At 57.1% G+C, this 23,779-nt stretch carries 18 protein-coding genes; 9 read left to right on the plus strand and 9 right to left on the minus strand.

Annotated elements, in window-relative coordinates; genetic code table 11:
- From B4U49_RS16790 to B4U49_RS16805, 3 genes are all read right to left on the minus strand, one after another.
- A partial coding sequence (locus B4U49_RS16790) for a M4 family metallopeptidase (RefSeq protein WP_078085840.1) occupies positions 1 to 2,018 on the minus strand: 2,018 nt, incomplete at its 3' end.
- Between the two features lie 452 nt (positions 2,019 to 2,470).
- Positions 2,471 to 2,953, minus strand: a complete 483-nt coding sequence (locus B4U49_RS16800; protein ID WP_078085766.1) for a GNAT family N-acetyltransferase — start codon at positions 2,951 to 2,953, stop codon at positions 2,471 to 2,473.
- A 34-nt stretch (positions 2,954 to 2,987) separates the two neighbouring features.
- A complete protein-coding gene (locus B4U49_RS16805) occupies positions 2,988 to 3,857 on the minus strand; it encodes a LysR family transcriptional regulator (RefSeq protein WP_078085767.1) in 870 nt (289 codons plus the stop codon).
- Between the two features lie 106 nt (positions 3,858 to 3,963).
- On the opposite strand from B4U49_RS16805, the gene glyA reads away from it, so the two are divergent.
- Genes glyA through gcvP form a run of 5 tightly spaced genes read left to right on the plus strand, consistent with a single transcriptional unit; the run spans position 3,964 to position 11,106 of the window.
- Positions 3,964 to 5,244, plus strand: coding sequence for a serine hydroxymethyltransferase (gene glyA / locus B4U49_RS16810; protein ID WP_078085768.1), 1,281 nt, complete (start codon positions 3,964 to 3,966; stop codon positions 5,242 to 5,244).
- Between the two features lie 2 nt (positions 5,245 to 5,246).
- The gene (locus B4U49_RS16815) at positions 5,247 to 6,647 is read left to right on the plus strand and encodes an L-serine ammonia-lyase (RefSeq protein ID WP_078085769.1); all 1,401 of its coding nucleotides are present in this window, start codon (positions 5,247 to 5,249) and stop codon (positions 6,645 to 6,647) included.
- A gap of 12 nt (positions 6,648 to 6,659) precedes the next feature.
- Entirely contained in the window at positions 6,660 to 7,775 is a 1,116-nt protein-coding gene (gene gcvT / locus B4U49_RS16820) for a glycine cleavage system aminomethyltransferase GcvT (protein WP_078085770.1), read from the plus strand.
- 40 nt (positions 7,776 to 7,815) lie between these two features.
- A complete protein-coding gene (gene gcvH, locus B4U49_RS16825) occupies positions 7,816 to 8,190 on the plus strand; it encodes a glycine cleavage system protein GcvH (protein ID WP_078085771.1) in 375 nt (124 codons plus the stop codon).
- 21 nt (positions 8,191 to 8,211) lie between these two features.
- Entirely contained in the window at positions 8,212 to 11,106 is a 2,895-nt protein-coding gene (gene gcvP / locus B4U49_RS16830) for an aminomethyl-transferring glycine dehydrogenase (RefSeq protein WP_078085772.1), read from the plus strand.
- 57 nt (positions 11,107 to 11,163) lie between these two features.
- On the opposite strand, the gene ppnN is transcribed toward gcvP, so the two are convergent.
- The 3 genes from ppnN to B4U49_RS16845 form a co-directional block, all read right to left on the minus strand.
- Complete coding sequence (gene ppnN / locus B4U49_RS16835) at positions 11,164 to 12,537, minus strand: nucleotide 5'-monophosphate nucleosidase PpnN (RefSeq protein WP_078085773.1); 1,374 nt, start codon at positions 12,535 to 12,537, stop codon at positions 11,164 to 11,166.
- A 222-nt stretch (positions 12,538 to 12,759) separates the two neighbouring features.
- Positions 12,760 to 13,926: an NAD(P)-dependent alcohol dehydrogenase gene (locus B4U49_RS16840; protein WP_078085774.1), complete on the minus strand. Its 1,167-nt coding sequence runs from the start codon at positions 13,924 to 13,926 to the stop codon at positions 12,760 to 12,762.
- Positions 13,927 to 13,993: 67 nt separating this feature from the next.
- Positions 13,994 to 15,157 carry a (R)-mandelonitrile lyase gene (locus B4U49_RS16845; RefSeq protein ID WP_078085775.1) on the minus strand — a complete coding sequence of 388 codons (1,164 nt, stop codon included), beginning with the start codon at positions 15,155 to 15,157 and terminating at the stop codon, positions 13,994 to 13,996.
- Between the two features lie 650 nt (positions 15,158 to 15,807).
- Between B4U49_RS16845 and B4U49_RS16850 the strand changes: the two genes are divergently transcribed.
- Positions 15,808 to 16,746, plus strand: coding sequence for an AraC family transcriptional regulator (locus B4U49_RS16850; protein WP_078085776.1), 939 nt, complete (start codon positions 15,808 to 15,810; stop codon positions 16,744 to 16,746).
- 197 nt (positions 16,747 to 16,943) lie between these two features.
- Here B4U49_RS16850 and B4U49_RS16860 read toward each other — a convergent pair whose 3' ends face one another.
- The 3 genes from B4U49_RS16860 to B4U49_RS16875 form a co-directional block, all read right to left on the minus strand.
- Positions 16,944 to 17,705 carry a pseudouridine synthase gene (locus B4U49_RS16860; RefSeq protein ID WP_078085777.1) on the minus strand — a complete coding sequence of 254 codons (762 nt, stop codon included), beginning with the start codon at positions 17,703 to 17,705 and terminating at the stop codon, positions 16,944 to 16,946.
- A gap of 34 nt (positions 17,706 to 17,739) precedes the next feature.
- Complete coding sequence (locus B4U49_RS16865; RefSeq protein WP_078085778.1) at positions 17,740 to 18,135, minus strand: YchJ family protein; 396 nt, start codon at positions 18,133 to 18,135, stop codon at positions 17,740 to 17,742.
- A gap of 540 nt (positions 18,136 to 18,675) precedes the next feature.
- Positions 18,676 to 20,313 carry a hybrid sensor histidine kinase/response regulator gene (locus tag B4U49_RS16875; protein WP_239692684.1) on the minus strand — a complete coding sequence of 546 codons (1,638 nt, stop codon included), beginning with the start codon at positions 20,311 to 20,313 and terminating at the stop codon, positions 18,676 to 18,678.
- Positions 20,314 to 20,524: 211 nt separating this feature from the next.
- Between B4U49_RS16875 and B4U49_RS16880 the strand changes: the two genes are divergently transcribed.
- Genes B4U49_RS16880 through B4U49_RS16890 form a run of 3 tightly spaced genes read left to right on the plus strand, consistent with a single transcriptional unit; the run spans position 20,525 to position 23,695 of the window.
- Positions 20,525 to 21,967, plus strand: coding sequence for an amidohydrolase (locus tag B4U49_RS16880; protein ID WP_078085780.1), 1,443 nt, complete (start codon positions 20,525 to 20,527; stop codon positions 21,965 to 21,967).
- Complete coding sequence (locus B4U49_RS16885; protein WP_143735716.1) at positions 21,967 to 23,262, plus strand: amidohydrolase family protein; 1,296 nt, start codon at positions 21,967 to 21,969, stop codon at positions 23,260 to 23,262. The genes B4U49_RS16880 and B4U49_RS16885 overlap by 1 nt, the downstream gene beginning before the upstream one ends.
- 40 nt (positions 23,263 to 23,302) lie before the next feature.
- A complete protein-coding gene (locus tag B4U49_RS16890) occupies positions 23,303 to 23,695 on the plus strand; it encodes an MAPEG family protein (RefSeq protein ID WP_239692685.1) in 393 nt (130 codons plus the stop codon).
- The last annotated feature ends 84 nt before the right edge of the window (positions 23,696 to 23,779 follow it).

Genomic DNA, 23,779 nt, shown 5'->3' on the forward strand with positions numbered 1-23,779 from the left:
CGGCAGTCGTAGCTGCTGGTGGTCGGTTGCGAGCCGAAACGGACGTAAAGGTCTGCATCTCCAGCCCCGCCAGACATCTGTACATCAAGCGAGGACATTCCCGATGCCACATTCAGGGTGAAGTGCTGCCAGGAACTCCGGTTGCCGGAGAGGTTGTTCTCTACCCAACCATCGCCGTCGTTACCGCCACCGGTGTCCTCGTTAAAGCTGCCTACCAGGCTGACACCAGAGAAGCTGCTGTAGGCCCGAACCATGACGTAGTAGGTGCCGGCCTGCACATTGGAAATATTGCAGGTCTCACTGTTGCCGCCGATATAGGGGCGGCAATCGTAGCTGGCGGTGGTGGGTGCAGAGCCGTAGCGCACGTAAAGATCCGCATCTCCACTGCCGCCAGAGATCTGGAAGCTCAGGTTGCTCGCGCCCGCTGGTACCTCCAGGGTGTAGTGGAGTTCCTCGCCGGTGCTGCCGGAAAGGCTGCTCTCGGTAACCCCGTTTTCCAGTTCGCCGCCACCGGGGTTGCCGCCACCGCCGCCACAGCTGGCAGTGGATACGCCGACGGTATCAAATGCAGATGAAACCGCGGCAGCATCGTAAGCGAGGTCGGCTGTCGCCGACATGACCCCGCAAGCCGCATCGACGTAGTTAGAGGTGGAACTCCAGTACATCTGGTTCGCCAGTACGAAGATGTCGAATGCCTTGCGTGTGTCCCAGCCACTGGTGTTGGCGATCAGATAGAAGGCGCGATTGAAGACCCCAGAGCTATGATGCACGTCCATACCGGAGTAGTAGTCGGAGGCGTGCCCGATAGAGCTTCCATCCAGAGTGGGGTCTTCCATATACCGCAGCGCGCCGTTGGCCTTGTAGATGTCGGCACCTACCAGCCAGTCGTTGCTGCCGCGCATGTAAAACTCCGCGGCCTCACCGGCCATATCGGAAAAAGCTTCGTTGATGCCGCCGGACTGGGCGGAGTACTGCAGACCGGAGTTCTGCTCGGTAAAGCCGTGGCTCACTTCGTGGGCAGATACATCCAGGCTGACCAGTGGGTGGAATGTACTGCCGCCATCCCCGAAGGTCATCTGGCTGCCGTCCCAGAATGCGTTTTCGTAATTGTTGCTGTAGTGCACGCGCATCCGCAGTTTCTGGGTTAGCGGTGCGGTGTTATACCAGTCGCTGTACAGCCCAAAAACCACGCCGCCAAAGAAATGCGCATCGTTGAGCGGTGAGTAAGCGCCATTAATGGTTTTGTAATCGTTGTACGGACAGGTAAATGAGAAAACACTGCCACCGCTGGTTCGGTTGTCCATGTCGACAGTTTCAACGTCGGGTGTATCCATGCGGCAGCTGCTGTCTACCTGCATGGCGGGAAAGTCAGTGCCGTATTCGTAGCGCCCGGTCTTCTGGTTGCCGCCAGGGCCGGTGGCATCCTGATGGGCAAGCCCATCCCAGTGCTCTATGACTTCACCGGTCAAGGCGTCGATGAAGTAGAAGGGGCGTGACGGTTCATCCCCGTATTCCACCCAGCTTACCAGGTACGCAAGGCGTGCATGGTTTTGGCTATCCACGTGAATATACAACTGCTGCTTCTGGTTTTTGGCAGCGAGTTTCAGTTCCGGCATCGACAGTGCGCCGTTGATCTCTCCCTGTTGTGCACGCTGGTTAACCATATGGCCCATGGCGCGTTGGATAGCGTTGGAAGCCTGGATGGATGGTTTGGTAGACGGCACGTCCAGGGTCAGGCCCATCAAGACATCACCGCTCACCTGTGCAGATACCCCCTGGCCGGCACTGGTAACCGTTTGCCCCCATACGGGAATTCCCTGGTGTGTCTGGCGGTATCGTTTAACAACCTTTCCGTTCGGCAGGGTGCGGGAACGGATTTCCTCTAGTGCGATGTCGGTGCCACTAGTCGCTGCGAGTGCTTGAGGGGAGAGCATGTCCGGGGTGGCCGGAACGCGGTCCGCCGCATGGGCGCTGATCGCAAGTGCAAGTGTGCAACTGATTCCTAGAAAACGCGTCATTGCAAATTATTCCTTATTGTTCGGATTGCTTTTCGAAATTCGAATTCCTGAGGGGTCGCCTCTGCAGCGCGCGCAATACGAATGCGCGGCAAGTACGCGCGCACTGCCATTCGATTTCAAAAAAATGGAAGGTAAGACTGCAGAAGACGAACTTGAGTACGGGGTACGCGAAGTAGAAGCAGGCAGAGGGGACTGACTGCTTACTGGGGGGCACTCAACTTTCTCAAACCGAAGATGCCCGGGGTTACCGGACTGTCTGGATAGTACCCCTCGTACTCACATTTACAATCTAGTGGTGATAGTGAGGCTAAGATCTTGCAGTTTTTTAAACTGTATTGAGGAATTGGTCGCACAAACGAGCTGACTATCCCGCCTGAAATAGTCAGTTTGTACGCCTGTACTGGTGGCGTTTGGCGTGAAGAACTACTTGCAGCTAGTACGTCCGTGTTAACTCATTTGGGCGCGGGGCGCAGCATCTCGATATGTGGGATGCCATCTTCGTCGTAGGTTTCTGAACATTGCTCAAAACCAAGCGCTTCATAAAACCGCTTTAAATACAGTTGCGCCGAAATACGGATGCGCGCTTTCGGATATTCTTGCAGCGTATGTTCAATCCCCAGTCGCATCAGTTCTCTCCCAATGCCTGTGCCGCGCACGCTACTCCGCGTTAGCACCCGGCCGATGGAAGGCTCGGCATATTTTTTCCCCGGTGATACAACACGCAGGTAAGCGAGCAGGGCGGGGGCTTCTGAATCGGTATCCCAACATGCGAAATGCCACGCATGCTGATCTTTGCCATCGGTGTCCTGGTAGGCACATTCCTGCTCGACGACGAAGACCTCCTGGCGCGCGCGCAGGATTTCGTAGAGTTCGGTAGATGTCAGCTGGTCGAAAGAAGACCAGCGATAGTGGTGCTTGGGTGTAGGCTTTGGCATGGGAGTATTGTAGAGGGTAATTGTCGATTCTTGTCTAGCTCAGGCTAAGCCCACTCTGCAGGTGCTCGGCGAGACGCATTGCGGCCTCACTGGGGCGGCGGTTCTTGAAGTGGAGCCCGATGGAAATTTCCCCCAGCTTCGGCAGCGTGCGGGATGGGCGGAGTATTCGCAGGGATTCGGGAACGGTGCTGCGGGTGAGGGCGGTAATCCCGAGCCCCGCTTCCAGGGCAGACTGGATACCGTTGAGATCGGGAATGGTGAACACATTGCGCGAGGCGATGCCGGCAGCCTGCAGCACCGACTCCGCGCGCTTGCGGTACATGCACCCCTCCGGAGCCAGCACCAGCGGCAGCGGCTTTAGCAGGTGCGCCGAGTGCTTGTGGCTGGCAACCCATACCAAGTCATCGCGAATCACCAGCTGCCCTTCGGCCGTGTCCGGCTTTTCCTGCAGTGCCAGAATCAGATCAAACCTGTCTTTCTGCCCCTTCGCCAGCAGGTTGCGGCTGAGGTCACTGGTAACTTCCAGGGAAACCTCGGGGTAGCTCTGTGAAAACTGGCCGATGATGCGCGGCAGTAGCACCGAGGCAAACTCGCTGGGGATTCCCAGGTGCAGCTTACCGGTCACGGATGCGCCACTGAACTCGAACACCAGCTCGTCATTGAGGGCGAGGATCTTCTTGGCCTGGTCGTAGACCCGCAGGCCGCTTTCGGTCAGGTTCAGGGTGCGTCCGGAGCGCAGCAGCAACTGCCTGCCCAGGCGTTCTTCCAACTCCTTGATCTGCCGACTGATCGCAGGCTGTGTGCGTGCGAGCAGTTCCCCTGCCTGACTGAAACCGCCGCAGTCCACCACAGTGACCAGGGTGCGCAGCCATTCGGTGGGGAGATTCTTGTGGGATAGCTGCATAAGAAAATCTTATAGATGGATCAGAAGTATAAATTTAACAGATTCTATCGGCGGGGCTAGCATCGCTCAATAAATAAGAGTCAGAGCCTGGAATCAGGAGAGAGCCATGGACCCCGTAGAGACCCACCTCAAAGCCGTCGACGGCGAAGTATTTGCCGCAATTGAAGCCGAGCGCGCGCGTCAGGAAGCGCATATCGAGCTGATCGCATCCGAGAATTACACCAGCCAGGCGGTGATGGCCGCACAGGGCTCGGTACTCACCAACAAGTACGCCGAGGGCTATCCCGCCAAGCGTTACTACGGCGGCTGCGAGCATGTCGATGTGGTAGAGCAGCTGGCGATCGATCGGGCCTGCGAACTGTTCGGCGCCGAGTATGCCAACGTGCAGCCACACTCCGGTTCCCAGGCCAATGCCGCGGTATATATGGCGCTGCTACAGCCGGGTGATACCTTCCTTGGCCTTTCCCTGGATCACGGTGGGCACCTGACTCACGGCGCCAAGCCGAACTTCTCCGGCCGCCTGTACAACGCGGTGCAGTACGGCCTCAACCCAGAGACCGGCGAAGTGGATTACGACGAGGTGGAGCGGCTGGCGCTGGAGCACAAGCCGAAAATGATCGTGGCCGGTTTCTCGGCCTATTCCCAGGTGATGGACTGGGGCCGCTTCCGCACCATCGCCGACAAGGTCGGTGCCTATCTGTTCGTGGATATGGCGCATGTGGCCGGTCTGGTGGCGGCGGGTCTGTATCCGAACCCGGTACCGTTTGCCGACGTGGTGACCACCACCACCCACAAAACCCTGCGCGGCCCTCGCGGCGGCCTGATTCTGGCTCGCGACCCCGAGGGGCTGGGCAAGAAATTCAATTCGTTGATCTTCCCCGGAATTCAGGGCGGCCCACTGATGCATGTGATCGCCGCCAAGGCGGTGGCATTCAAGGAGGCACTGGCACCAGAGTTCGTGGCGTACCAGCAGCGCGTGATTGATAACGCCAAAGCCATGGCGGCGGTGTTTATGGGGCGCGATTTCGACATCGTGTCCGGTGGTACCGAAAACCATCTGTTGCTGATCGATTTGAGCAAGCGCGGCGTCACCGGCAAGGCCGCGGATGCGGCGCTGGGTGCGGCGCATATCACCGTGAACAAGAACACCGTGCCCAATGATCCGCAGTCCCCGTTTGTGACCAGCGGTGTGCGTATTGGCACCCCGGCGATTACCGCGCGTGGCATGGGTGCCGCAGAGGCGGAACAGCTGGCCAGCTGGATGTGCGACATCCTCGAGAAACTGGAACAGCCGGAAGCTCTGGCGGAAGTTCAGGCGCAGGTGCGCGCTGACGTTTCCGCACTGTGTGCGCGCTTTCCGGTCTATCCGGCGCACGGAGCGCGCTGATTATGTCGCTGAGTGTTTTTGATCTGTTCAAGATCGGTATCGGTCCATCCAGTTCCCATACGGTGGGACCGATGAAGGCTGCGGGCCTGTTTCTGCAATTGCTGCGAGACAGGGGCAGCTTCGCGGATGTAACGCGGGTCACCGCGCATATGTTCGGCTCCCTCGGTGCTACCGGCGTTGGTCACGGTACTACCAAGGCGGTGATGCTGGGGCTAGAGGGCGAGCAGCCGGAGCTGGTGGATACCAATACCGTCGATGAACGTGTCGCCGCGATCGAGCAGTGCTGCAGCCTGAATCTGGACGGCGAGCGGGTAATCGCCTTTGACCCACAGCAGGATCTGTTGCTGATCGGCGAGGAAGAGCTGCCACTGCACGCCAATGGCATGCGCTTTACCGCGCTGGATGTGCACGAGCGGGTTCTGGTGGAGGAGGTCTATTACTCCATCGGCGGTGGCTTCGTGGTGACGGAAGCTGAGGCGCAATCGGAAAATGCGCTGGAGCAGGCGCTGGCGGTACCTTACGAGTTTGATACCGCGGAAGCGTTGTTGGCGATCTGTGCGCGCGAAAACCTCAAGATCAGCGACGTGATGCTGGCCAATGAGGCAGCCTGGCGCAGCGAAGAGGAAACCCGTGCGGGCCTGATGAAAATCTGGCAGGTGATGCAGGGCTGCGTCACCAACGGTATGCACAACGAGGGCATTCTGCCCGGTGGCCTCAAGGTAAAACGCCGCGCGGCTAACCTCTACCAGCAACTGCGCAGCCGCCCGGAAGCCTGTCTGTCCGATCCGTTGTCTGCACTGGACTGGGTGACCCTGTATGCGCTGGCGGTGAACGAGGAAAATGCTGCGGGCGGTCGTATTGTCACTGCACCCACCAATGGTGCCGCCGGCATTATTCCTGCGGTGCTGCATTATTTTATGCGCTTCTCCAGAAGTCCCACCGAAGAAGATGTTATCCGCTTCCTGCTCACCGCGGCCGCGGTGGGCATTCTGTTTAAGAAAAATGCCTCCATCAGTGGCGCCGAAGTGGGGTGTCAGGGAGAAGTGGGCTCTGCCTGCTCCATGGCCGCGGCCGGTCTTGCAGAGGTGCTGGACGGCACGCCGCAACAGGTGGAAAACGCTGCGGAAATCGCCATGGAACACAATCTCGGCCTGACCTGTGATCCGGTGGGCGGCCTGGTACAGGTGCCCTGTATCGAGCGCAATGCCATGGCTTCGGTGAAGGCGATCAGCGCCGCGCGTATGGCGCTGCGCGGAGACGGTGAGCATTTTATCTCCCTCGACAAAGTCATTCGTACCATGCGCGACACCGGTCGCGATATGCAGGACAAATACAAAGAAACTGCGCGTGGTGGCCTGGCAGTGAATGCCATCGATCTGCCCGTCAGCGTTATCGAATGTTAAGGAATCAAAATCATGAGTAACGAAGAACGCAAGACGCCGTTGTACGACCTGCACAAGGAACTTGGCGGCAAGATGGTGCCTTTTGCGGGCTATGCCATGCCGGTCCAGTACCGCGCGGGTATCGTGCAGGAGCACCTGCACACGCGAGAAGCGGTGGGTGTATTCGATGTTTCCCATATGGGGCAGCTGGTGGTTAGCGGTAGTGGTGCGGCGAGTGTGCTGGAAAAACTGCTGCCGATCGACGTACAGGCGCTGGCAATCAACCAGCAGTGCTACGCAGTGATGACCTCGGAAGCCGGCGGTATTCTCGATGACCTGATCATTACCCGCTGGGGCGAGGATGAGTTTTTCCTGGTGGTGAATGCGGCCACTGCAGCGGCGGATATCGCTCATCTGCAGCAACACCTGCGCGGTTGCGATATCCGTGTACTCGGCCAGCAGGCGCTACTGGCGGTTCAGGGGCCCATGGCCGGTGAGCTGATCGGGGAGCTCGCACCCGCAACCCGCGCGCTGACGTTTATGCACGGCGCTCGCGTCGAGCTGTTTGGCGAAGACTGTTACGTGACGCGCTCCGGTTATACGGGTGAAGACGGGTTCGAAATTTCTGTTGCTGCCAGTGCGGTGGAGAAGGTTGCCCGCAAACTGCTGGAGGACGGTCGCGTGCAGATGATCGGTCTCGGCGCCCGCGACACCCTGCGCCTGGAAGCCGGGCTGTGTCTATACGGCAATGATATGGATAGCGATACCACACCAGTCGAAGCGAGCCTGCTGTGGAGCATCGCCAAGTCCCGCCGCGCCGATGGCGCCAAGGCGGGCGGCTTCCTCGGAGCCGACGTAGTGCTTGGTCAGATTGCCGATGGCGTTGCGCGCAAGCGCGTGGGCTTCTCCGTGGAGGGCAAGATCCCGGTGCGTGCCGGTGCCGACATCATCGACGAGGCCGGCAACGTGGTGGGCAAGGTCACCAGTGGCGGATATGGCCCCACCCTGGGTGCCGCTGTTGGTATGGCGTATGTGGATCGCGGCTACGAAAAAACCGGAACGCATTTGCAGGCGCTGGTGCGCGGGAAAACGGTTCCCATCGCCGTGTCCAAGACACCGTTTGTACCCCAGCGCTATTACCGCGGCTGAGTAACGCCACAATCAAAAATCGAATTTCAGGGAAAACAACATGAGCAATGTGAAATACACCGAAAGCCACGAGTGGTTCTCCATCGATGGCGATGAAGTCACCGTGGGCATTACCGATTTTGCCCAATCGCAGCTGGGTGATGTGGTTTATGTGGAGTTGCCGGAAGAGGGTGCCGAGCTGGCGGCTGGTGACGAGGTTGCGGTCATCGAATCAGTGAAAGCCGCAGGCGATATATCCCTGCCATTTGCGGCAACCGTGGTCGCCATCAACGGCGCATTGCCGGACGATCCGGAACTGGTAAATAGCGATCCCATGGGCGAGGGCTGGTTTATGCGTGTGCGCCCGGAAAACCCCGCCGACCTTGACCAGCTGCTGAGTGCGGATGCCTACACCGCGCTGGTAGACGGCGAGTAATTCTCACGGGAGGAGACCCAGATGCTGCAAGCGAAGCACACCCTGCGCGACCTCGAACGTCGCGACGAATTTACCCATCGCCATATTGGTCCGTCGAGTGACGATCTTGCGCTTATGCTGGAAGCCCTGGGGCATACCAGTATTGAAGCGTTTATCGACGAGGTCGTTCCGGGCGGAATCCGCATGCCTGAGGCACTGGCATTGCCCGAAGGATTGCCCGAGCATGAAGCACTTGCAGAACTGCGCACCATGGCGAGCGACAACAAGTCGTTCCGCTCCTTTATCGGCCAGGGGTATTACGGCACTCGCACACCCAATGTGGTATTGCGCAATATTCTGGAAAATCCAGCGTGGTACACCGCCTATACCCCGTACCAGCCGGAGATTTCCCAGGGCCGCCTCGAGGCTCTGTTCAACTTCCAGACTATGGTCAGCGACCTCACCGGTATGGACCTGGCCAATGCCTCAATGTTGGATGAAGCCACGGCGGCGGCGGAGGCCATGACCCTGTGTCAGCGCATGTCGAAGTCCAAGGCGCAGGCATTTTTTGTGGATCGCGATTGCTTGCCGCAGACCATCGACGTTCTGCGGACTCGCGCGGAGCCGCTGGGTATCGAGGTGATCGTCGGCGACCCAGAAATGGAACTCGACGCGAGCCAGGTGTTCGGCGTACTACTGCAGTACCCGGGCGCCAGTGGTGCGGTGTGCGATTACCGCGCGGTAATCAAGGCGGTGCACGAGCAGCGCGGCCTGGCGGTTATGGCTGCGGATATTCTGAGTCTGGTACTGCTGACTTCGCCGGGTGAACTGGGGGCCGATGTCGCTGTTGGTTGCACCCAGCGTTTCGGTGTTCCCATGGGCTTTGGTGGTCCGCACGCGGCATACATGGCGACCCGCGCATCCTACAAGCGTTCCTTGCCCGGTCGCCTCGTCGGGCAGTCCATCGATGCCAATGGCAAGCCTGCCTATCGTCTCGCGCTGCAGACCCGGGAACAGCATATCCGTCGTGAGAAGGCTACCTCCAATATCTGTACCGCACAGGTTCTGCTGGCGGTAATGGCCTCCATGTATGCGGTGTATCACGGTCCCCAGGGGCTGCGCATCATTGCCGCCCGAGTACATTACCTGACCAGTGTACTCGCGCTGGGATTGCAGGAAATCGGATTCGAGCTGGAGAACGATAGCTGGTTCGACACGCTTACTGTACGTGTTGAGGGCGGCAGCGCAAAGGTACACGATGCGGCGAAGCGCCGGGGTCTCAACCTGCGGATTATCGACGGCGAGCGCGTGGGGGTTTCCCTCGACGAAACTGCGACCCGCGAAGACGTGGAAATGCTGTGGTCGCTGTTTGATGCGGATAACCGTTTAAGCTTCGACGCCATTGAGACCCGCGAAGCACCGGTGTTGCCGGGCAACCTGCTGCGCAACGGCGCGCTGCTCAGTCACGAGGTGTTTAACCGCTACCATTCCGAAACTGAAATGCTGCGCTACCTGCGCACCCTGGCGGATCGGGATATTGCGCTGGATCGCTCGATGATTCCGCTGGGCTCCTGCACCATGAAGCTGAATGCCACCGCAGAAATGCTGCCGGTGACCTGGCCTGAATTTGCCAATGTGCATCCGCTGGCGCCCGCAGAGCAGGTGAAAGGTTACAGCGCGATGATCGATAGCCTGGAGTCCATGCTGTGTGAGATCACCGGCTACGACGCGATTTCCCTGCAACCGAATGCCGGTTCCCAAGGTGAGTACGCGGGGCTGCTCGCGATCCGTGCCTATCACGCCAGCCGAGGAGAAGCAGACCGCGATATCTGCCTGATTCCGAGCTCAGCCCACGGCACCAATCCTGCCTCCGCGCAGATGTGTGGTATGCGTGTGGTCGTAGTCAAATGCGATGACAGCGGTAATGTCAGCCTCGATGACCTGCGCGCGAAGGCGAGTGAACACGCCGAGCGACTGGCGGCGATCATGGTGACCTATCCCTCGACCCACGGTGTATTTGAGGAAGGAATCCGTGAGATCGCTGAGATAGTCCACGGCCATGGCGGACAGGTGTATATCGACGGCGCCAATCTCAATGCCATGGTGGGCCTGTGCCAGCCTGGCAAGTTTGGGGGGGATGTTTCCCACCTGAACCTGCACAAAACCTTCTGTATTCCCCATGGCGGTGGTGGTCCGGGTGTGGGGCCGGTGGCGGTTGGCGCGCATCTGGCGGAATTCCTGCCGGGCGCGGTATCTGCCAGTAGCAAGGGCATGGCCCTGGCTGGCCGCAACGGTGCGCCGGTTTCTGCGGCCACCGCAGGTAGTGCGAGTATCCTGCCGATTACCTGGATGTATATCCGCATGATGGGGCGCGATGGATTGCGCAAGGCTACTGAGCTGGCGATCGTGAACGCGAACTATATCGCCGCGCGCCTGCAGGACAGCTATCCGATTCTGTATCGCGGTGCCAATGGCCGCGTGGCCCACGAGTGCATCGTGGACCTGCGACCACTGAAGGAAACCAGCGGAATTTCCGTCGACGACGTGGCCAAGCGCCTGATCGACTATGGTTTCCACGCGCCTACCATGTCTTTTCCAGTAGCCGGTACCCTGATGATCGAGCCCACGGAAAGCGAGTCGCTGGAAGAGCTGGATCGCTTTTGCGATGCGATGATTCAGATTCGCGCGGAGATTGCCAGGGTGGAGCGGGGCGAGTGGTCGTTGCACAGCAATCCGCTGGTCAATGCACCGCACACTGCGGAAGTACTGGCTGCGGAGCCCTGGGACAACGCCTATAGTCGTGCCGAGGCGGTGTTCCCCCTGGAAAGCCTGCGCCAGCGAAAATACTGGCCGCCGGTGGGACGGGTGGACAATGTTTACGGGGATAAAAACCTGGTGTGTTCCTGCCCGCCGATGACGGACTATATGGAAGACTGAAAAAAAAGCGCAGCCCTCGGGCTGCGCTTTTTTTGCTTTCGTTTTTCACGCGAGTGATTAGTCGCGGGTAATCCGATAGCAGGGAATGTACTCTTTGCCTGGCAGTTTCATACGGTGCTGTTTGGCAAAGGATTCCAGCAGGGTATCCATACTGCGCATCAACTCCGGGTCCCCATACAGCTCATAGGGGCCGTTCTTCTCAACGTTGCGGATACCTTCGTCTTTCACATTGCCGGATACAATGCCGGAAAAAGCCCTGCGTAAATTCGCAGCCAGCAGGTAGGGCTCCTGATTGGTGTGCAGGGCCAGGTTGCGCATGTTTTCGTGCGTGGGGGCAAAAGGCCTCTGGAACTCCGTGGAAACCTTCAGCTGCCAGTTGAAGTAATACGCATCGCCACCTTCCTTGCGGTATTGGCGCACAGCCTGGATACCTTTGGCCATTTGCCGGGCCACTTCCTCCGAGTCGTCGATGATGATCTGGTACTTGGAGCGGGCCGCTTCCCCCAGGGTGGAGGCAATAAACTGGTCGATGCGGATGAAATAGTCAGCGGCGCTGGCCGGGCCGGTAAAAATAACCGGGAAGGGCTGGTTCCGGTTGTCCTCGTGCAGGAGGATCCCGAGCAGGTAAAGGATTTCTTCGGCGGTACCCGCGCCACCGGGAAATACGATAATGCCGTGGCCGGTACGTACAAATGCTTCCAGACGCTTTTCAATGTCGGGCATGATCACCAGCTCATTGACGATCGGGTTGGGTGCTTCCGCCGCGATGATGCCGGGCTCACTGATACCAAGATATTGTCCGTGGCGGTAGCGTTGCTTGGCGTGACCGATGGTGGCACCTTTCATTGGCCCTTTCATTGCCCCGGGCCCGCAGCCGGTGCAGATATCCAGATGGCGTAACGCCAGCTGGTAACCCACGCGCTTGGTGTAGTCGTACTCTTCCTGAGAGATGGAATGACCGCCCCAGCAAACCACCAGCCTGGGGGTGCGGTCCCCATCGAAGGTGCCCGCATTGCGCAGGATATGAAAAACCGCATCGGTAACACCCTGCGCGGATACCAGGTCGTAGCGCGGGTCGCCGGTAATTTCGCTGTTCACATAAATGATGTCGCGCAGTACTGCGAACAGGTGCTCGGCAATCCCCTGAATCATCTTGCCATCGACGAACGCGGACGCCGGGGCGTTTTTTACTTCCAGTTTGACACTGCGCTCTGTGGGCACCACGGCGATATCAAAATCGGCGTATTTCTCCAGCAGTTCCTTGCCGTCATCCATGTAGTTTCCACAGTTCAGAACGGCGAGGGAACAGTTGCGGAAAACCTGATAGTGGGGGCCGTGGCTGTGGCGGGTCAGTTTATGAATTTCGTATTTGGACAGAATGTCGAACTGTCCGGTGGGGGATACCTGTGCATCAACGAGATCTGTAGACATGCAAGCCTCAAGCGGCGCTGTAAGCTTCTACGGGGCAATCAGTGCTGTACAGCCGTTATACCAATTTATTTGATTGCGCTTGCTTTTACATTACGCCACTGGCGGGATTTTGGGCGTTGGATTGGATGATTTGAGCGCCAATATTCGTAATCCCGCCGTTGGGCGCTGTTTGGCTGAGAAATAGCGGCACCGGAGTGGCACTCCGGCGCCTAAAAAATAACCTCAGAATGTGGCTGCGTCTATCACATAGCGGAAACGCGCTTTCTTGTTGACTACGTTGGCCCAGGATTCGTTGATTTGATCCGCCTTGATCAGCTCGATTTTAGGCAGGACTTTATTGTCCGCGCAGTAATTGACCACATCCTGTGTATCTTTCATACCGCCTATTAATGACGCATTAAAATTAACCCTGGAAGCCGCCAGTGCGAGGTTGTTCAGATTGATCTCAAATTTATCCGGCATGCCTACGTATGTGAAATCCCCGTAGGGTTTTACCGTCGAGGCGTAGCTGGCCACATCATACTGGTAGGGAATGGTGGAAATCATGTAATCCAGCTTGCCTTTGTAGGCGGCGAGCATTTTGGGATCGTCTACTACGATGACTTCTTTTGCACCAAAGGATTTGATGTCTTCGACTTTATCCGGGGAGGTGGTAAAGGCGTAGACTTCTGCACCCTTGGATACCGCCAGTTTGACTGCCATATGCCCCAGACCGCCAATACCGGCAACGCCGACTTTCTCGCCTTTCTTTAGATCGGCCTTGAGGATGGGGGTGTAAGTGGTGATGCCGGCACACAGCAGCGGAGCGGCTTCCTCGAAGCTGATGTTCTCCGGGATATGTACCGCGAAATGGTCTTTTACCACAATGTTGGTGGAGTAACCGCCCTGGGTAATCCCGGTTGGGGAACGCTTGTCCGGGTAGCCGTAGGTGAAGAGGGTTTCGCTGTGATACTGCTCTTCATTCTCCTTCATGTCTTTGCAATCCATACAGCTGTCTACCATACAGCCGACGCCGGCGCGGTCGCCGATTTTGAACTTTGTGACATTCTTGCCTACGGCGGCAACCACGCCAACAATTTCATGGCCCGGCACCTGCGGGTATTGCTGCTTGCCCCAGTGCCCCTTCATCTGGTGAATGTCTGAGTGACAGATGCTGGCGTACTTGATGTCGATCAGTACATCGTTGTCACCGACCGGGCGACGCTCGAATTCCCAGGGAACCAGCTTGCCGGAGGTATCGATGGCCGCGTAACCCTTTGCCTTGATGTTGTTGTTTTGCGGGTTGTCCGCAGCGAACAGGCGAGAAGGGTTGGCCAGTAGCGCGCCGCCACCGGCGAGTGCGCTCCGGTACATGAATTGACGTCGGTTGAGATCTTTCTTTTCAGCCATAAACAATATCCGCTCTAAAAAAGTGTGCTCTGTTGAGGTTTAAATGATTCAAGAAACTTTTCAGGCCTTAGTCGTTGTTGGTTAAAACCGCCTGAATCGCTTGCTGGGTTCTCGCACCTTCCTGGTTGCCGACCTGATCGGTCAACACACTGGCCAGCGCGGTTAGCTGTTGCTCTGTCAGCCCAACATTGCTGGCGATACCTATGTGGGAATTCAGCTGGGAGTCCACGCCATCCATGCTTGCCAGGGCGGACACGGTGGCGATTTCCCTTCCTTTGTAGTCAAGAATTCCCCGGCCGAAGAGGTCGCCAAACAGGTGGCTTTGCAGAAGCACATTGATTGCCGGTGCGAAGTCGAACAACGGACCGGTTACCGGTCTTCCAACCAGTTCGGTCTGTACTTCCTCGCCATACTCCTGGCTGGTCTTGTTGGCGGGCAGGGCAGTGGCCTGTTCGCCTGTCACGTCCTTGATACCCGCTGCCTTGCGCTTTTCTACGGTGTTCATCAGGGTGGCGAGGCCATTCAGAGCGCGGGGGAAGCCGGCGTAGGCATACAGGTGGATCATGATTTCCTTGACTTCATTGATGCTCATTCCTGCGTCCAGTGCTGTAACGATTGCCGCATCAAGGCGCTGCAGATCACCATTTGCGGTAAAGGCTGCTACCGGCACTATATGCTGCTGTTTTGACGTCAATGCATCCGTGCTTTTGTCGCTTTTCATGTTCACCTTTCCTTGGTCGTTTGCCAGATATTCTGAATCCGTAACCTTTTTCTTCCAGACGACGTTCTCACCATCCTTGCTGCCGGTGACGACCAGATGTGTCATGGAGCTGCTGGGCGTCGCGCCGTGCCAGTGGTCAATGTTGGGTGGGCACCACAGGGAATCACCTTCCGTGATCTCGATAATTTTCCCATCGCGGGTTCCGGTGACGCCGGTACCTGAGGTCACGACCATATGCTGACCGGCGGGGTGGCTGTGCCAGGCGGTTCTGGCGCCGGGCTGGAAGGTGACGTAAGCCCCTGAGTAGTGGGCGGTGTCATTGCCGGGAAACAGCATGTCCACTTTTACGTCGCCGGTGAAATAGGTGTCCGGTCCTTTAAAGGACTTTTGCTTACCAGCGGCGTACAGGGTCTGGGAGGTGGCCGATGGTGCGGCCGCGATAGCGAAGTTGGCCAGGCACCCTGTCACTGCAAACAGTACGGACCTGAAAAACCATCCTTTCTTTTGCATGCGTCAATCTCCTTGTGCGTTGCGTTTATCGTCGAGTTGACCTGTGCTCTTTCGTGCTGAACACGAAGGCCCCGGGGCTCTATCAAGACTGACAACTACTATAGATAGTCCCTTCACGTGAGTTGTAGAACATTACTGCTAACCTCTTGCCTATTCCTTTAGGTTTCATGTAGCGGCGTGAAGCGCGATACGGTTTAATCTGGTTGAGTCATAGGCCTTCTGGAACAGATCATCCCAAAAGAGAAATAGGCGAGGGGGTGGCCGGAATGTTCCGGAGCGATAGTAGGCCCAGGGTGGGAGGGCGTGTGATCAGTTGTCGGGGACCATTGATACGCCGATAGTGGTAGGGATGAAAGCTCGGCCTATCCTGTAGGCCTCGGGCATTCTCGTAACCTTAATGTGGTACTACGCACACAGGCGAACAGCCGGTTAGCTTCTTGTCATTCTCTCTAGAGCCCGCGATTTGGCGATGTCCTTCCCTGCAGGGTCGTTGCTACTCAGCTCTGCGGTTTGCGTATTTTCATGAGTGAGACGGTGGATCAGTAGAACATTGATCTGGTTTTCTTGCCTGATCCTATGGGGTATTCGTGAAATGGTGGTCGTGGCTGGGGTGGCAGAGTAAAGTTGCTATCAACAGGAGGGATGCATACATGGCAAATCAAAAGCCCACGAAAAAAGAGTCTGGCAAAGAGATTGGTACGCTCCATAAGTCCCTGGCAGGTGTGATCTCCCGCTGGGTAACCAAGGAGTCGGACTATTCCACGCCGATTCCCAATCTCAACTTTTTCCGGCGAGAGGCGCCTTCGCAGCCGGACTTCTGTCTGATTGAGCCAAGCGTGGTTCTGGTGGTCCAGGGAGAGAAAAAGATCGCGATTGGCGGTGAGGAGTACCCTTACGATAGCTCTCACTTTCTGGTGACCTCTCTGGATCTTCCCGCTACTTCTCAGGTGATTTCTGCGAGCGCTGATAAGCCCTGCCTCGGGTTCGCGCTCAAACTTGATTTGCGCATCCTGGCCGAGCTCGTTGCGCAGGGGAACGTGCCTCCGCCCAGGGAACGAACAGGCGGCAGCATCGGATTGGGTTCGGTGTCAGTAGATATTCTTGAGCCGTTCAATCGCCTGTTGAAACTGATGGATGAACCTGAATCGATCAGTGTACTTGCGCCGCTCATTGAGCGAGAGATTCATTTTCGTCTGCTGATGAGCGATCAGGCAGCCTTGGTGCGGCAGATTGCGTCCGTGGATAGCCACGGCTATCGGGTAGCAAAAGCCATCGATTGGTTAAAGCTGAACTTTGCTTCCTCGCTGAGAGTGGAAGAATTGGCTGCCCGTGTACAGATGAGCGCGCCGACGTTTCATCACCACTTCCGTCAGCTTACTTCCATGAGCCCGCTGCAATACCAGAAGTGGCTGCGCCTCAACGAGGCAAAGAGCTTAATGCTGAATGAGCATCTCGATGCAGCCAGTGCCGCATTCCAGGTCGGCTACGAGAGCCCCTCTCAGTTCAGCCGTGAATACAGCCGCCTGTTCGGCGCACCGCCAAAGCGCGATATCGAGAGGCTGCGCAATCAGTTCAATAATGTTGCCTGAGTCATTTTAGAGCGGCTCCGCTGAGCGATCCGGGCCGGGGAAGTGGTGTTTTGCAATTGTGGCAAGAAACACTGGCACGGCGCGACAGATACCACCGCGATGAGCCATATCGCAATACGGGAAGCGCAGGATGGCTCGCCGGTGGATTGGTTGGAGAAAGTCTCTGACGAACAGTACCAGTCGCCAGTCGAGCCGGACTAAGGGGCGTCAGGCGAAATTTCCGGCGTAAGTATCCAGCCAAATTGCTGGATCAACTGCTGAAAACAGCCCTGGGGCTCGGCTTGAAATAGCATAGCCTCGCCGGTTACCGGGTGTTCCAGTTGTAGCCTGTGCGCATGCAGGAGCAATCTTGCGCAGCCAAACTGATCGGCAAAGAACCGGTTGTGGGTGGACTTCCCGTATTTCGGACATCCGATCAGCGGGTGCGAAATATGCTTGAAGTGCCGTCGGATCTGGTGGCGTCGCCCGGTCTTGAGTTGCACTTCCACCAGAGAGTAGCGACTTGTGGGATATCGATCCACGAGGTAGGGCAATTCGACGGTACCGAGGCGGCGGAACAGCGTAATCGCATCCTGGCGGGGCAGCTCACTTTTGGGGCGCTTGCGCTGGTGTTTGAAGTCCGCAACCGGCGGCAGGGGATGGTCGATCACCCCCTGTTCCGGGCAGTAGCCACGGCAGACAGCGAGGTACTGTTTGATCGAGCTGTCGCTGTCCAGTTGTGCCTGCAGGCCCGCCGCGGCCTCGCTGGTTTTACCGAAAACGATAACGCCGGAAGTAGGCTTGTCGAGGCGATGGACCGGGTACAGGTGAGCGCCGGCGAGATCCCGCAGGTATTGCAGCAGGATTCGGTGTTCGTGGGGATCTATCCCTGAGCGGTGCACCAGCCAGCCCTCCGGCTTGTAGGCGGCAAGCAGGTGTTCATCCTCGAACAGGATGGTGGGCTCGAGGTGACTGGTCATGTCCATGCGCACCTGGCAAGGGGCAGTGGGCGAATCACGGCCATGCACTCAGCGGTGACACATATACCCAGCGCTTCTTGTGCAGTTTGAACAGGGAGATTTCATACAGAGCACGCTCTTCACTTTCTCCTTCTTCCTCGCCCCCATCACTGAACCACGCTTTGAATTCGACAATGGACTTTTTCAGTCCCTGTTTGCTCTTGATGACGTCCAGCCTTGTCCAGCGCGTGTGCAGGTCATTGCCGTCCAGTTCGGGGCAGGTGTCGGGGTGCCATGTCTTTCGCAGGTAGGGGAGGTTGCCGGTCACATACGCGCTGTAGCGGCTGCGCATTAGTGCCTCGGCGGTATTGGGATAGGCTTTGCCGGAGAGATAAATCTCGCAACACTGGCTAAAGGGCTTGCCGGAGCAGCAATAACAGAGGGCTGACATGGTGGTTGAAAGGTTCCCTACATCATGGGCTTGGGGTGGCTGGGGCATATGATAACAGCGGAAAGAAGAACTGACCGGTCAAACATTAAAAGGAAGCAGGTGCCACAGCTGCTAGTCTCTAGGAAGTAGTGGGCACTTTTCAGGTATTGAGATGAGTCGCTGTATTCGAATTCCCATGGCTTTAACTGTCGGAGCGCTGCTTACTGGGGTACTCGTATCGGCCGGAACCGCAATTGCAGATGGTACAGGGGACCAAAGCCAGACTCAGCTGGGTGGCGGGCAGAGTCCGTACCTGAGCTTTTGCCAGGAGCGATTCTATGAAGAGGATGACGGATTGATACGGTGCAATTGGGCCGTCAACTTTAACTACGCGTGCTTTGTGTCCTATCCATCCAACAAGGTCATTCAGCTCGGCTCGAAGATCTCGGGACCTGAGGTCGTGGGGGAGTGCGATAACGGCGAAAAAATCATCAAAATCATGCATTATTAGCACCCGATTGCTATACCGGTAGCTACTTTTCTAATCCATTTAGCCTGGCGCTAAGCTGGTTCCGCCTGTAAATGCCCCTGAGTCAACATGTCAGTGATTTTTCGCTGAAGCTGGTCGTAGGTGAAGGGTTTCTTCAGGCAATCGAGAATACCGTCTTCCACAATTTCCTGTACCTTACTTTCCACACTGTACCCGGTGGCCAGCATGGCTTTTATTTCCGGATTGATCTGCTTTAACTCGGCAAATAACTGCTGCCCATCCATATGGGGCATGATCATATCCAGTAGCACCAGATCAATGTCCGCGAAGTTATGTCGATAGAATGCAATGGCTTCACTGGCGGTGGCGAAGGTGTCTACGTGGTGGCCGTGCATTTCAAACAGGGTTTTTGAATAACTGCGTACAATCGCTTCGTCGTCGACCACCATCATTCGGATGGGGCGCTCGGGTATTTCCCGTTCATTTTTGTTTTTCAGGAGCTTGTTGCAATCCTTGATGATGGGCAGGTAGAGATCAAAACTACTGCCTTTACCGATTTCCGAACGGCACTGGATGGCGCCCTGGTGCATATGGGTTGTACCGTATACGGCTGCCAATCCCAGTCCGGCACCGCGCCCGCTGGATTTGGTGGTGAAAAATGGTTCGAAAATTCTCTGGCGGATCTCTTCCGGCATACCCATTCCGTTATCACTCACATGGATCTGCAGATACTGTCCCGGCTCCAGCTGGAAATCGGAGATCGCCAAGGGTTCGTCCACGGTAATATTCCGGGTACTGAATTCCAGCACGCCTCCGGAGGGCATGGCATCTTTCGCGTTAATTCCCAGGTTGAGCAGCGCGCTTTTCAGTTGTGCGGAATCCCCTTTGACGTGGGGCCGTCCTGCTGACAGCTGTTGTCGAATAACGATTCTGCGGTCGATGGTCCGCTTGAGCATGGTGCACACGTCGCGCACGATGTCGTGGGTGTTGCAGTCGTTAAGCCGGTAAGAGCCTTTGCGGGCAAAGGTGAGCAGTTGCTTGGTAAGTTCCGCGGCGTGGTGCGCGGTGGTAAGGATCTGGCCGGCGTACTGCGCAATTTTCTTGTCGACGGTCATCTGGTGAATGACTTCGGCAAAGCCCGCAATACCGTGCACCATATTGTTGAAGTCGTGGGCGATACCCCCGGCGAGTTCGCCGATGGCTTGCATTTTCTGGGCCTGACGCAGTTCTTCTTCCAGCTGCCGCTGTTTGGTGATGTCGGTGCCAATACTGAGCACGCCGATGGTTTCGCCGTTGTCATCGGTAAGAATTTTGTTGGTCCAGGCTACCCAGACGCTAGAGCCGTTTTTGGTAATGTTTTCGTTGACGTTGTAGCGGTGTTCTTCCGGGTAGTTGCAGATGTGGTCCATCAGTGGGCGCAGATCGCGGCCTGTGCTTTCATTCTCGGGGACGATAGTCCCAACCACGTGTCTGCCGATGATCTCTGCTTCACTGAACCCGAAAAAATTCTGGGCATACTCGTTGAAGAAGGTGATGACACCGCTTTTATCCCAGCGCAGGATGATGGAGTTGGCGTGCTCCACCAGTTCCCGGTAGCGTTCTTCGCTTTTGCGTAGTGCCTCATATACCTCCCGAGAATCTCGTGACGAATCAGGTTGACCGGTATCTACGACAGGCTGTGTTGCGCCTGCATTCATTGGTTTTTCCATCCGTCCATCCTGGATTCAGGGAGAGATGCCAAATTCCAACACGGCGGTTTGCCATTGTCTAGGGCGGCTTCTCGCGCATTCTGTGACCTGCGGCGCAAACAGAATTCATTGGGCAGTACCAGTTGGCAGACTGGCGGATTCCTGAATTGCTGATAGCATGGGATCTGTTTATAAAAATTTCCTAATAACGGTAAAACAAGTAGGAGGGGCAATGCGGCCAGCTCTGGAATCGACAAAGGTGGTGCGACGTCTGTTGGCAACGGCCTGCAGTACGGCTATGGCACTGACGTTAACGGCCTGTGGGGGAGATGAGGAAGCCAGGTCAAAAGGTGCCGATTTTTCCCGGCAGGATGCCTTTCCTTCGACTTATAAAGCGGACGAAGCCGGTCCGGTTTTGATTCGTGGCGCTACTCTGCTGACGGGAACCGGGGAGCAGTTGAACAATACCGATGTGCTGTTGAAAGACGGAAAAATTGCAGCCGTTGGTGAAGAGCTCAAAGTGCCCAAAAAAGGGATGGTGGTTGAGGGGAGCGGCAAGTGGGTAACCCCGGGCATCATCGATGTTCATTCCCATCTGGGTGACTATCCGGCGCCGGCAATCGAGTCCTCCCAGGACGGTAACGAGATGACCGCCCCCAACACCGCGCAGGTATGGGCGGAGCACTCGGTGTGGACCCAGGACCCGCAGTTTGCCCTGGCGCTGGCGGGTGGCGTTACCACACTGCAGATCCTGCCCGGCTCCGCCAACCTGTTTGGTGGTCGCGGGGTAACCCTTAAAAATGTACCCGGGCGCAGTGTGCAGGATATGAAATTCCCCGGTGCACCCTACGGCTTGAAAATGGCCTGCGGCGAGAACCCGAAACGGGTATACGGCGGCAAGGGCACTTTGCCCTCCACGCGCATGGGGAATGTAGCGGGTTACCGCCAGGCCTGGATATCTGCGGCCGCTTACCGCGACAAGTGGGACAATTACCACGAGAACGGTGGCGAGGAGCCGGATCGTGACCTGCAAATGGAAACCCTGGCGGGCGTATTGAACGGCGATATCCTGGTACACAACCACTGCTATCGCGGTGAGGAAATGGCCATCATGATGGACATTGCCAAAGAGTTCGACTTCCAGATTTCCACCTTCCACCACGCCGTCGAGGCGTACAAGGTCGCCGATCTGCTCGCCGAAAATAACGTGTGTGCGGCAATGTGGGCTGACTGGTGGGGCTTCAAACACGAAGCTTTCGATATGACCGAAGCCAATATCGCTATCGTCGACCAGGCCAAGGCCTGTGCCATGATTCACTCGGATTCCGCCATCGGGATCCAACATCTTAATGAAGAAACCGCCAAAGCCATGCTTGCCGGACAGCGTGCCGGTTTCCATATTGAGCCGCGTCATGCGGTGTCCTGGATGACCCTGAACCCCGCACGCGCACTGGGTGTCGATGAAGTTACCGGCAGCCTGGAGAAAGGCAAAATGGCCGATGTGGTGGTCTGGTCCGGCAATCCGTTCAGTGTGTACAGCAAAGCAGAAAAAGTATTTATCGACGGTGTGCTGATGTACGACCGGGATAACCCCGAGCGACAGCCACACAGTGATTTCGAACTGGGTATTCTCAACGCGGAAGGCGAACGCCTGCCGGAAGGAGGGCAGCGCTAATGGGTATTAAGCAGGTATTCAAGATCGGCGCCATCGCCTCTCTGGTTTCTGCGGCGGTTGCCGCACCACTGGCAACCGCGCAGACACTACTCATTAAGGATGCCAAGGTCATCACTCTGGGCGATCAGGGAACCCTGCAGATGGGGGACCTGTTGGTAAAAGACGGTCGTATCGAGCAGGTAGCCGAAGATCTCGGCAACCTGAATGCAGATCTGGTTATCGATGGTCGTGGCAAGGTGGTTACCCCGGGCATCATTGCCCCGAGCAGTGAACTGGGGCTTACTGAAATTGGCGCGGCGGCTTCCACCAACGACAGCGCGATTGAGGATGCGTCTATCGGTGCCGGGTTCAATCCATCGGTGGCTTTTAATCCGCACTCCACCCTGATTCCCTTCAACCGGGCCGGTGGCGTGACCCGCGCGGTTGTGGTGCCGAGCAGTCAGGAGAAAATATTTGCGGGGCAGGGGTTTGCCATCAAGCTCACCGGCGAATTCGACAGCGTTACCAACGGTGCGTTATTGCAAAGAGTCTATTTCGGCGAGTACGGTGCGGAGCTTGCCGGTGGCAGCCGTGCCCGGGCCTACGAGCAGATTGAGGGCGCCCTGGCGCAGGCAAAAGAATACGCGGATAACCGCGATGCAATCCGTCGAGGAGAGTGGCGGGAGCTGGACTTTTCCATCGATGATCTGGAATCCCTGCAGCCGCTGCTAACGGGTGAGCAGCCAGTGCTGATCACTGCGAATAGAGCCAGCGATATTCTGCAATTACTGGTGCTTGCCGAGCAGTACAAGCTGAAACTGATCGTAGAGGGCGCCGCCGAGGGCTGGATGGTAGCCGAGCAGCTGGCATCGGCGCGGGTGCCTGTGATCGTGGATGCCATGGGTAACTCCCCGGATGCCTTTGAAAAGTTGGGCGCACGTATGGATAACGCAGCGCTGCTGCAAAAAGCCGGTGTGACGGTAATGATCAGCGGCCCCGGCTATGCGGGATCCCACAACAGCTATCTGTCGCGGCAGGGGGCGGGCAATGCGGTGGCCTATGGCCTGCCGTTTGAAGAGGGGGTGCGCGCCATCACTGCCAACGCGGCCTCGGTGTTTGGCCTGGAGGGAGGCGTGCTGGCACCGGGCGCTGTCGCCGACCTGGTGTTGTGGAGTGGTGATCCTCTCGAGGTTACCAGCTTCGCAGAACTGGTGGTGATTGATGGTAAGCCGCAGTCCCTGGTTAACCGCTCGACCCGCCTTCGCGACCGCTACCTGCACCCGCAGGCTGGGACCGGACACGGTTATAAAAAATAACGATTAACCCGAAAAATCTGTAACAGGAGTTTCAAGCGAAATGGTGAGTATTGAAGTAACGGCACTTTATGCAGGCTTGTGTGCACTGCTGGTCATAGCCCTCGCATTCAAGGTGGTTGCGTTCCGTCGCGGTAAAAAAGTGGGACTGGGTACTGGCGGAGACAAGGGAGGAGAGATAGCGGTACGCGCCCACGCCAACGCGATCGAATATGTTCCGCTGGCACTGATCCTGATGCTCATTGCCGAAATCAACGGCCTGTCTCATCTGTGGCTGCATTGCCTTGGCGCCGCACTATTGCTTGCCCGTCTGCTGCATGCGATTGGGCTGTATGCTGGTAGTGGCGGGTATCACCCCGGCCGATTTACCGGCACCTCGTTGACCTGGTTGGTGATTATTATCCTCGCGGTGATCAATATTCGCGCAGTTTTCTGAATCGGCTAATCAGGCTGAAGGTGCCAGGCAGGGAATGCCTGGCACGCTATAAAAAAAGCCCGGCAAGCCGGGCAGAGTACAGGG

It is taken from the genome of Microbulbifer mangrovi (assembly GCF_002009015.1).
In the GTDB taxonomy this organism is placed as follows: domain Bacteria; phylum Pseudomonadota; class Gammaproteobacteria; order Pseudomonadales; family Cellvibrionaceae; genus Microbulbifer; species Microbulbifer mangrovi.

What these genes read in the sequence shown, in the direction of transcription:
- B4U49_RS16885 (WP_143735716.1), top strand. Translation starts at nt 21,967, where the DNA reads ATGGGTATTAAGCAGGTATTCAAGATCGGCGCCATCGCCTCTCTGGTT.
- B4U49_RS16865 (WP_078085778.1), bottom strand. Translation starts at nt 18,135, where the DNA reads ATGTCAGCCCTCTGTTATTGCTGCTCCGGCAAGCCCTTTAGCCAGTGT.
- B4U49_RS16815 (WP_078085769.1), top strand. Translation starts at nt 5,247, where the DNA reads ATGTCGCTGAGTGTTTTTGATCTGTTCAAGATCGGTATCGGTCCATCC.
- B4U49_RS16875 (WP_239692684.1), bottom strand. Translation starts at nt 20,313, where the DNA reads ATGGAAAAACCAATGAATGCAGGCGCAACACAGCCTGTCGTAGATACC.
- B4U49_RS16850 (WP_078085776.1), top strand. Translation starts at nt 15,808, where the DNA reads ATGGCAAATCAAAAGCCCACGAAAAAAGAGTCTGGCAAAGAGATTGGT.
- gcvT (WP_078085770.1), top strand. Translation starts at nt 6,660, where the DNA reads ATGAGTAACGAAGAACGCAAGACGCCGTTGTACGACCTGCACAAGGAA.
- B4U49_RS16800 (WP_078085766.1), bottom strand. Translation starts at nt 2,953, where the DNA reads ATGCCAAAGCCTACACCCAAGCACCACTATCGCTGGTCTTCTTTCGAC.
- gcvP (WP_078085772.1), top strand. Translation starts at nt 8,212, where the DNA reads ATGCTGCAAGCGAAGCACACCCTGCGCGACCTCGAACGTCGCGACGAA.
- ppnN (WP_078085773.1), bottom strand. Translation starts at nt 12,537, where the DNA reads ATGTCTACAGATCTCGTTGATGCACAGGTATCCCCCACCGGACAGTTC.
- B4U49_RS16805 (WP_078085767.1), bottom strand. Translation starts at nt 3,857, where the DNA reads ATGCAGCTATCCCACAAGAATCTCCCCACCGAATGGCTGCGCACCCTG.
- B4U49_RS16840 (WP_078085774.1), bottom strand. Translation starts at nt 13,926, where the DNA reads ATGGCTGAAAAGAAAGATCTCAACCGACGTCAATTCATGTACCGGAGC.
- B4U49_RS16890 (WP_239692685.1), top strand. Translation starts at nt 23,303, where the DNA reads ATGGTGAGTATTGAAGTAACGGCACTTTATGCAGGCTTGTGTGCACTG.
- B4U49_RS16880 (WP_078085780.1), top strand. Translation starts at nt 20,525, where the DNA reads ATGCGGCCAGCTCTGGAATCGACAAAGGTGGTGCGACGTCTGTTGGCA.
- B4U49_RS16860 (WP_078085777.1), bottom strand. Translation starts at nt 17,705, where the DNA reads ATGACCAGTCACCTCGAGCCCACCATCCTGTTCGAGGATGAACACCTG.
- glyA (WP_078085768.1), top strand. Translation starts at nt 3,964, where the DNA reads ATGGACCCCGTAGAGACCCACCTCAAAGCCGTCGACGGCGAAGTATTT.
- gcvH (WP_078085771.1), top strand. Translation starts at nt 7,816, where the DNA reads ATGAGCAATGTGAAATACACCGAAAGCCACGAGTGGTTCTCCATCGAT.
- B4U49_RS16845 (WP_078085775.1), bottom strand. Translation starts at nt 15,157, where the DNA reads ATGCAAAAGAAAGGATGGTTTTTCAGGTCCGTACTGTTTGCAGTGACA.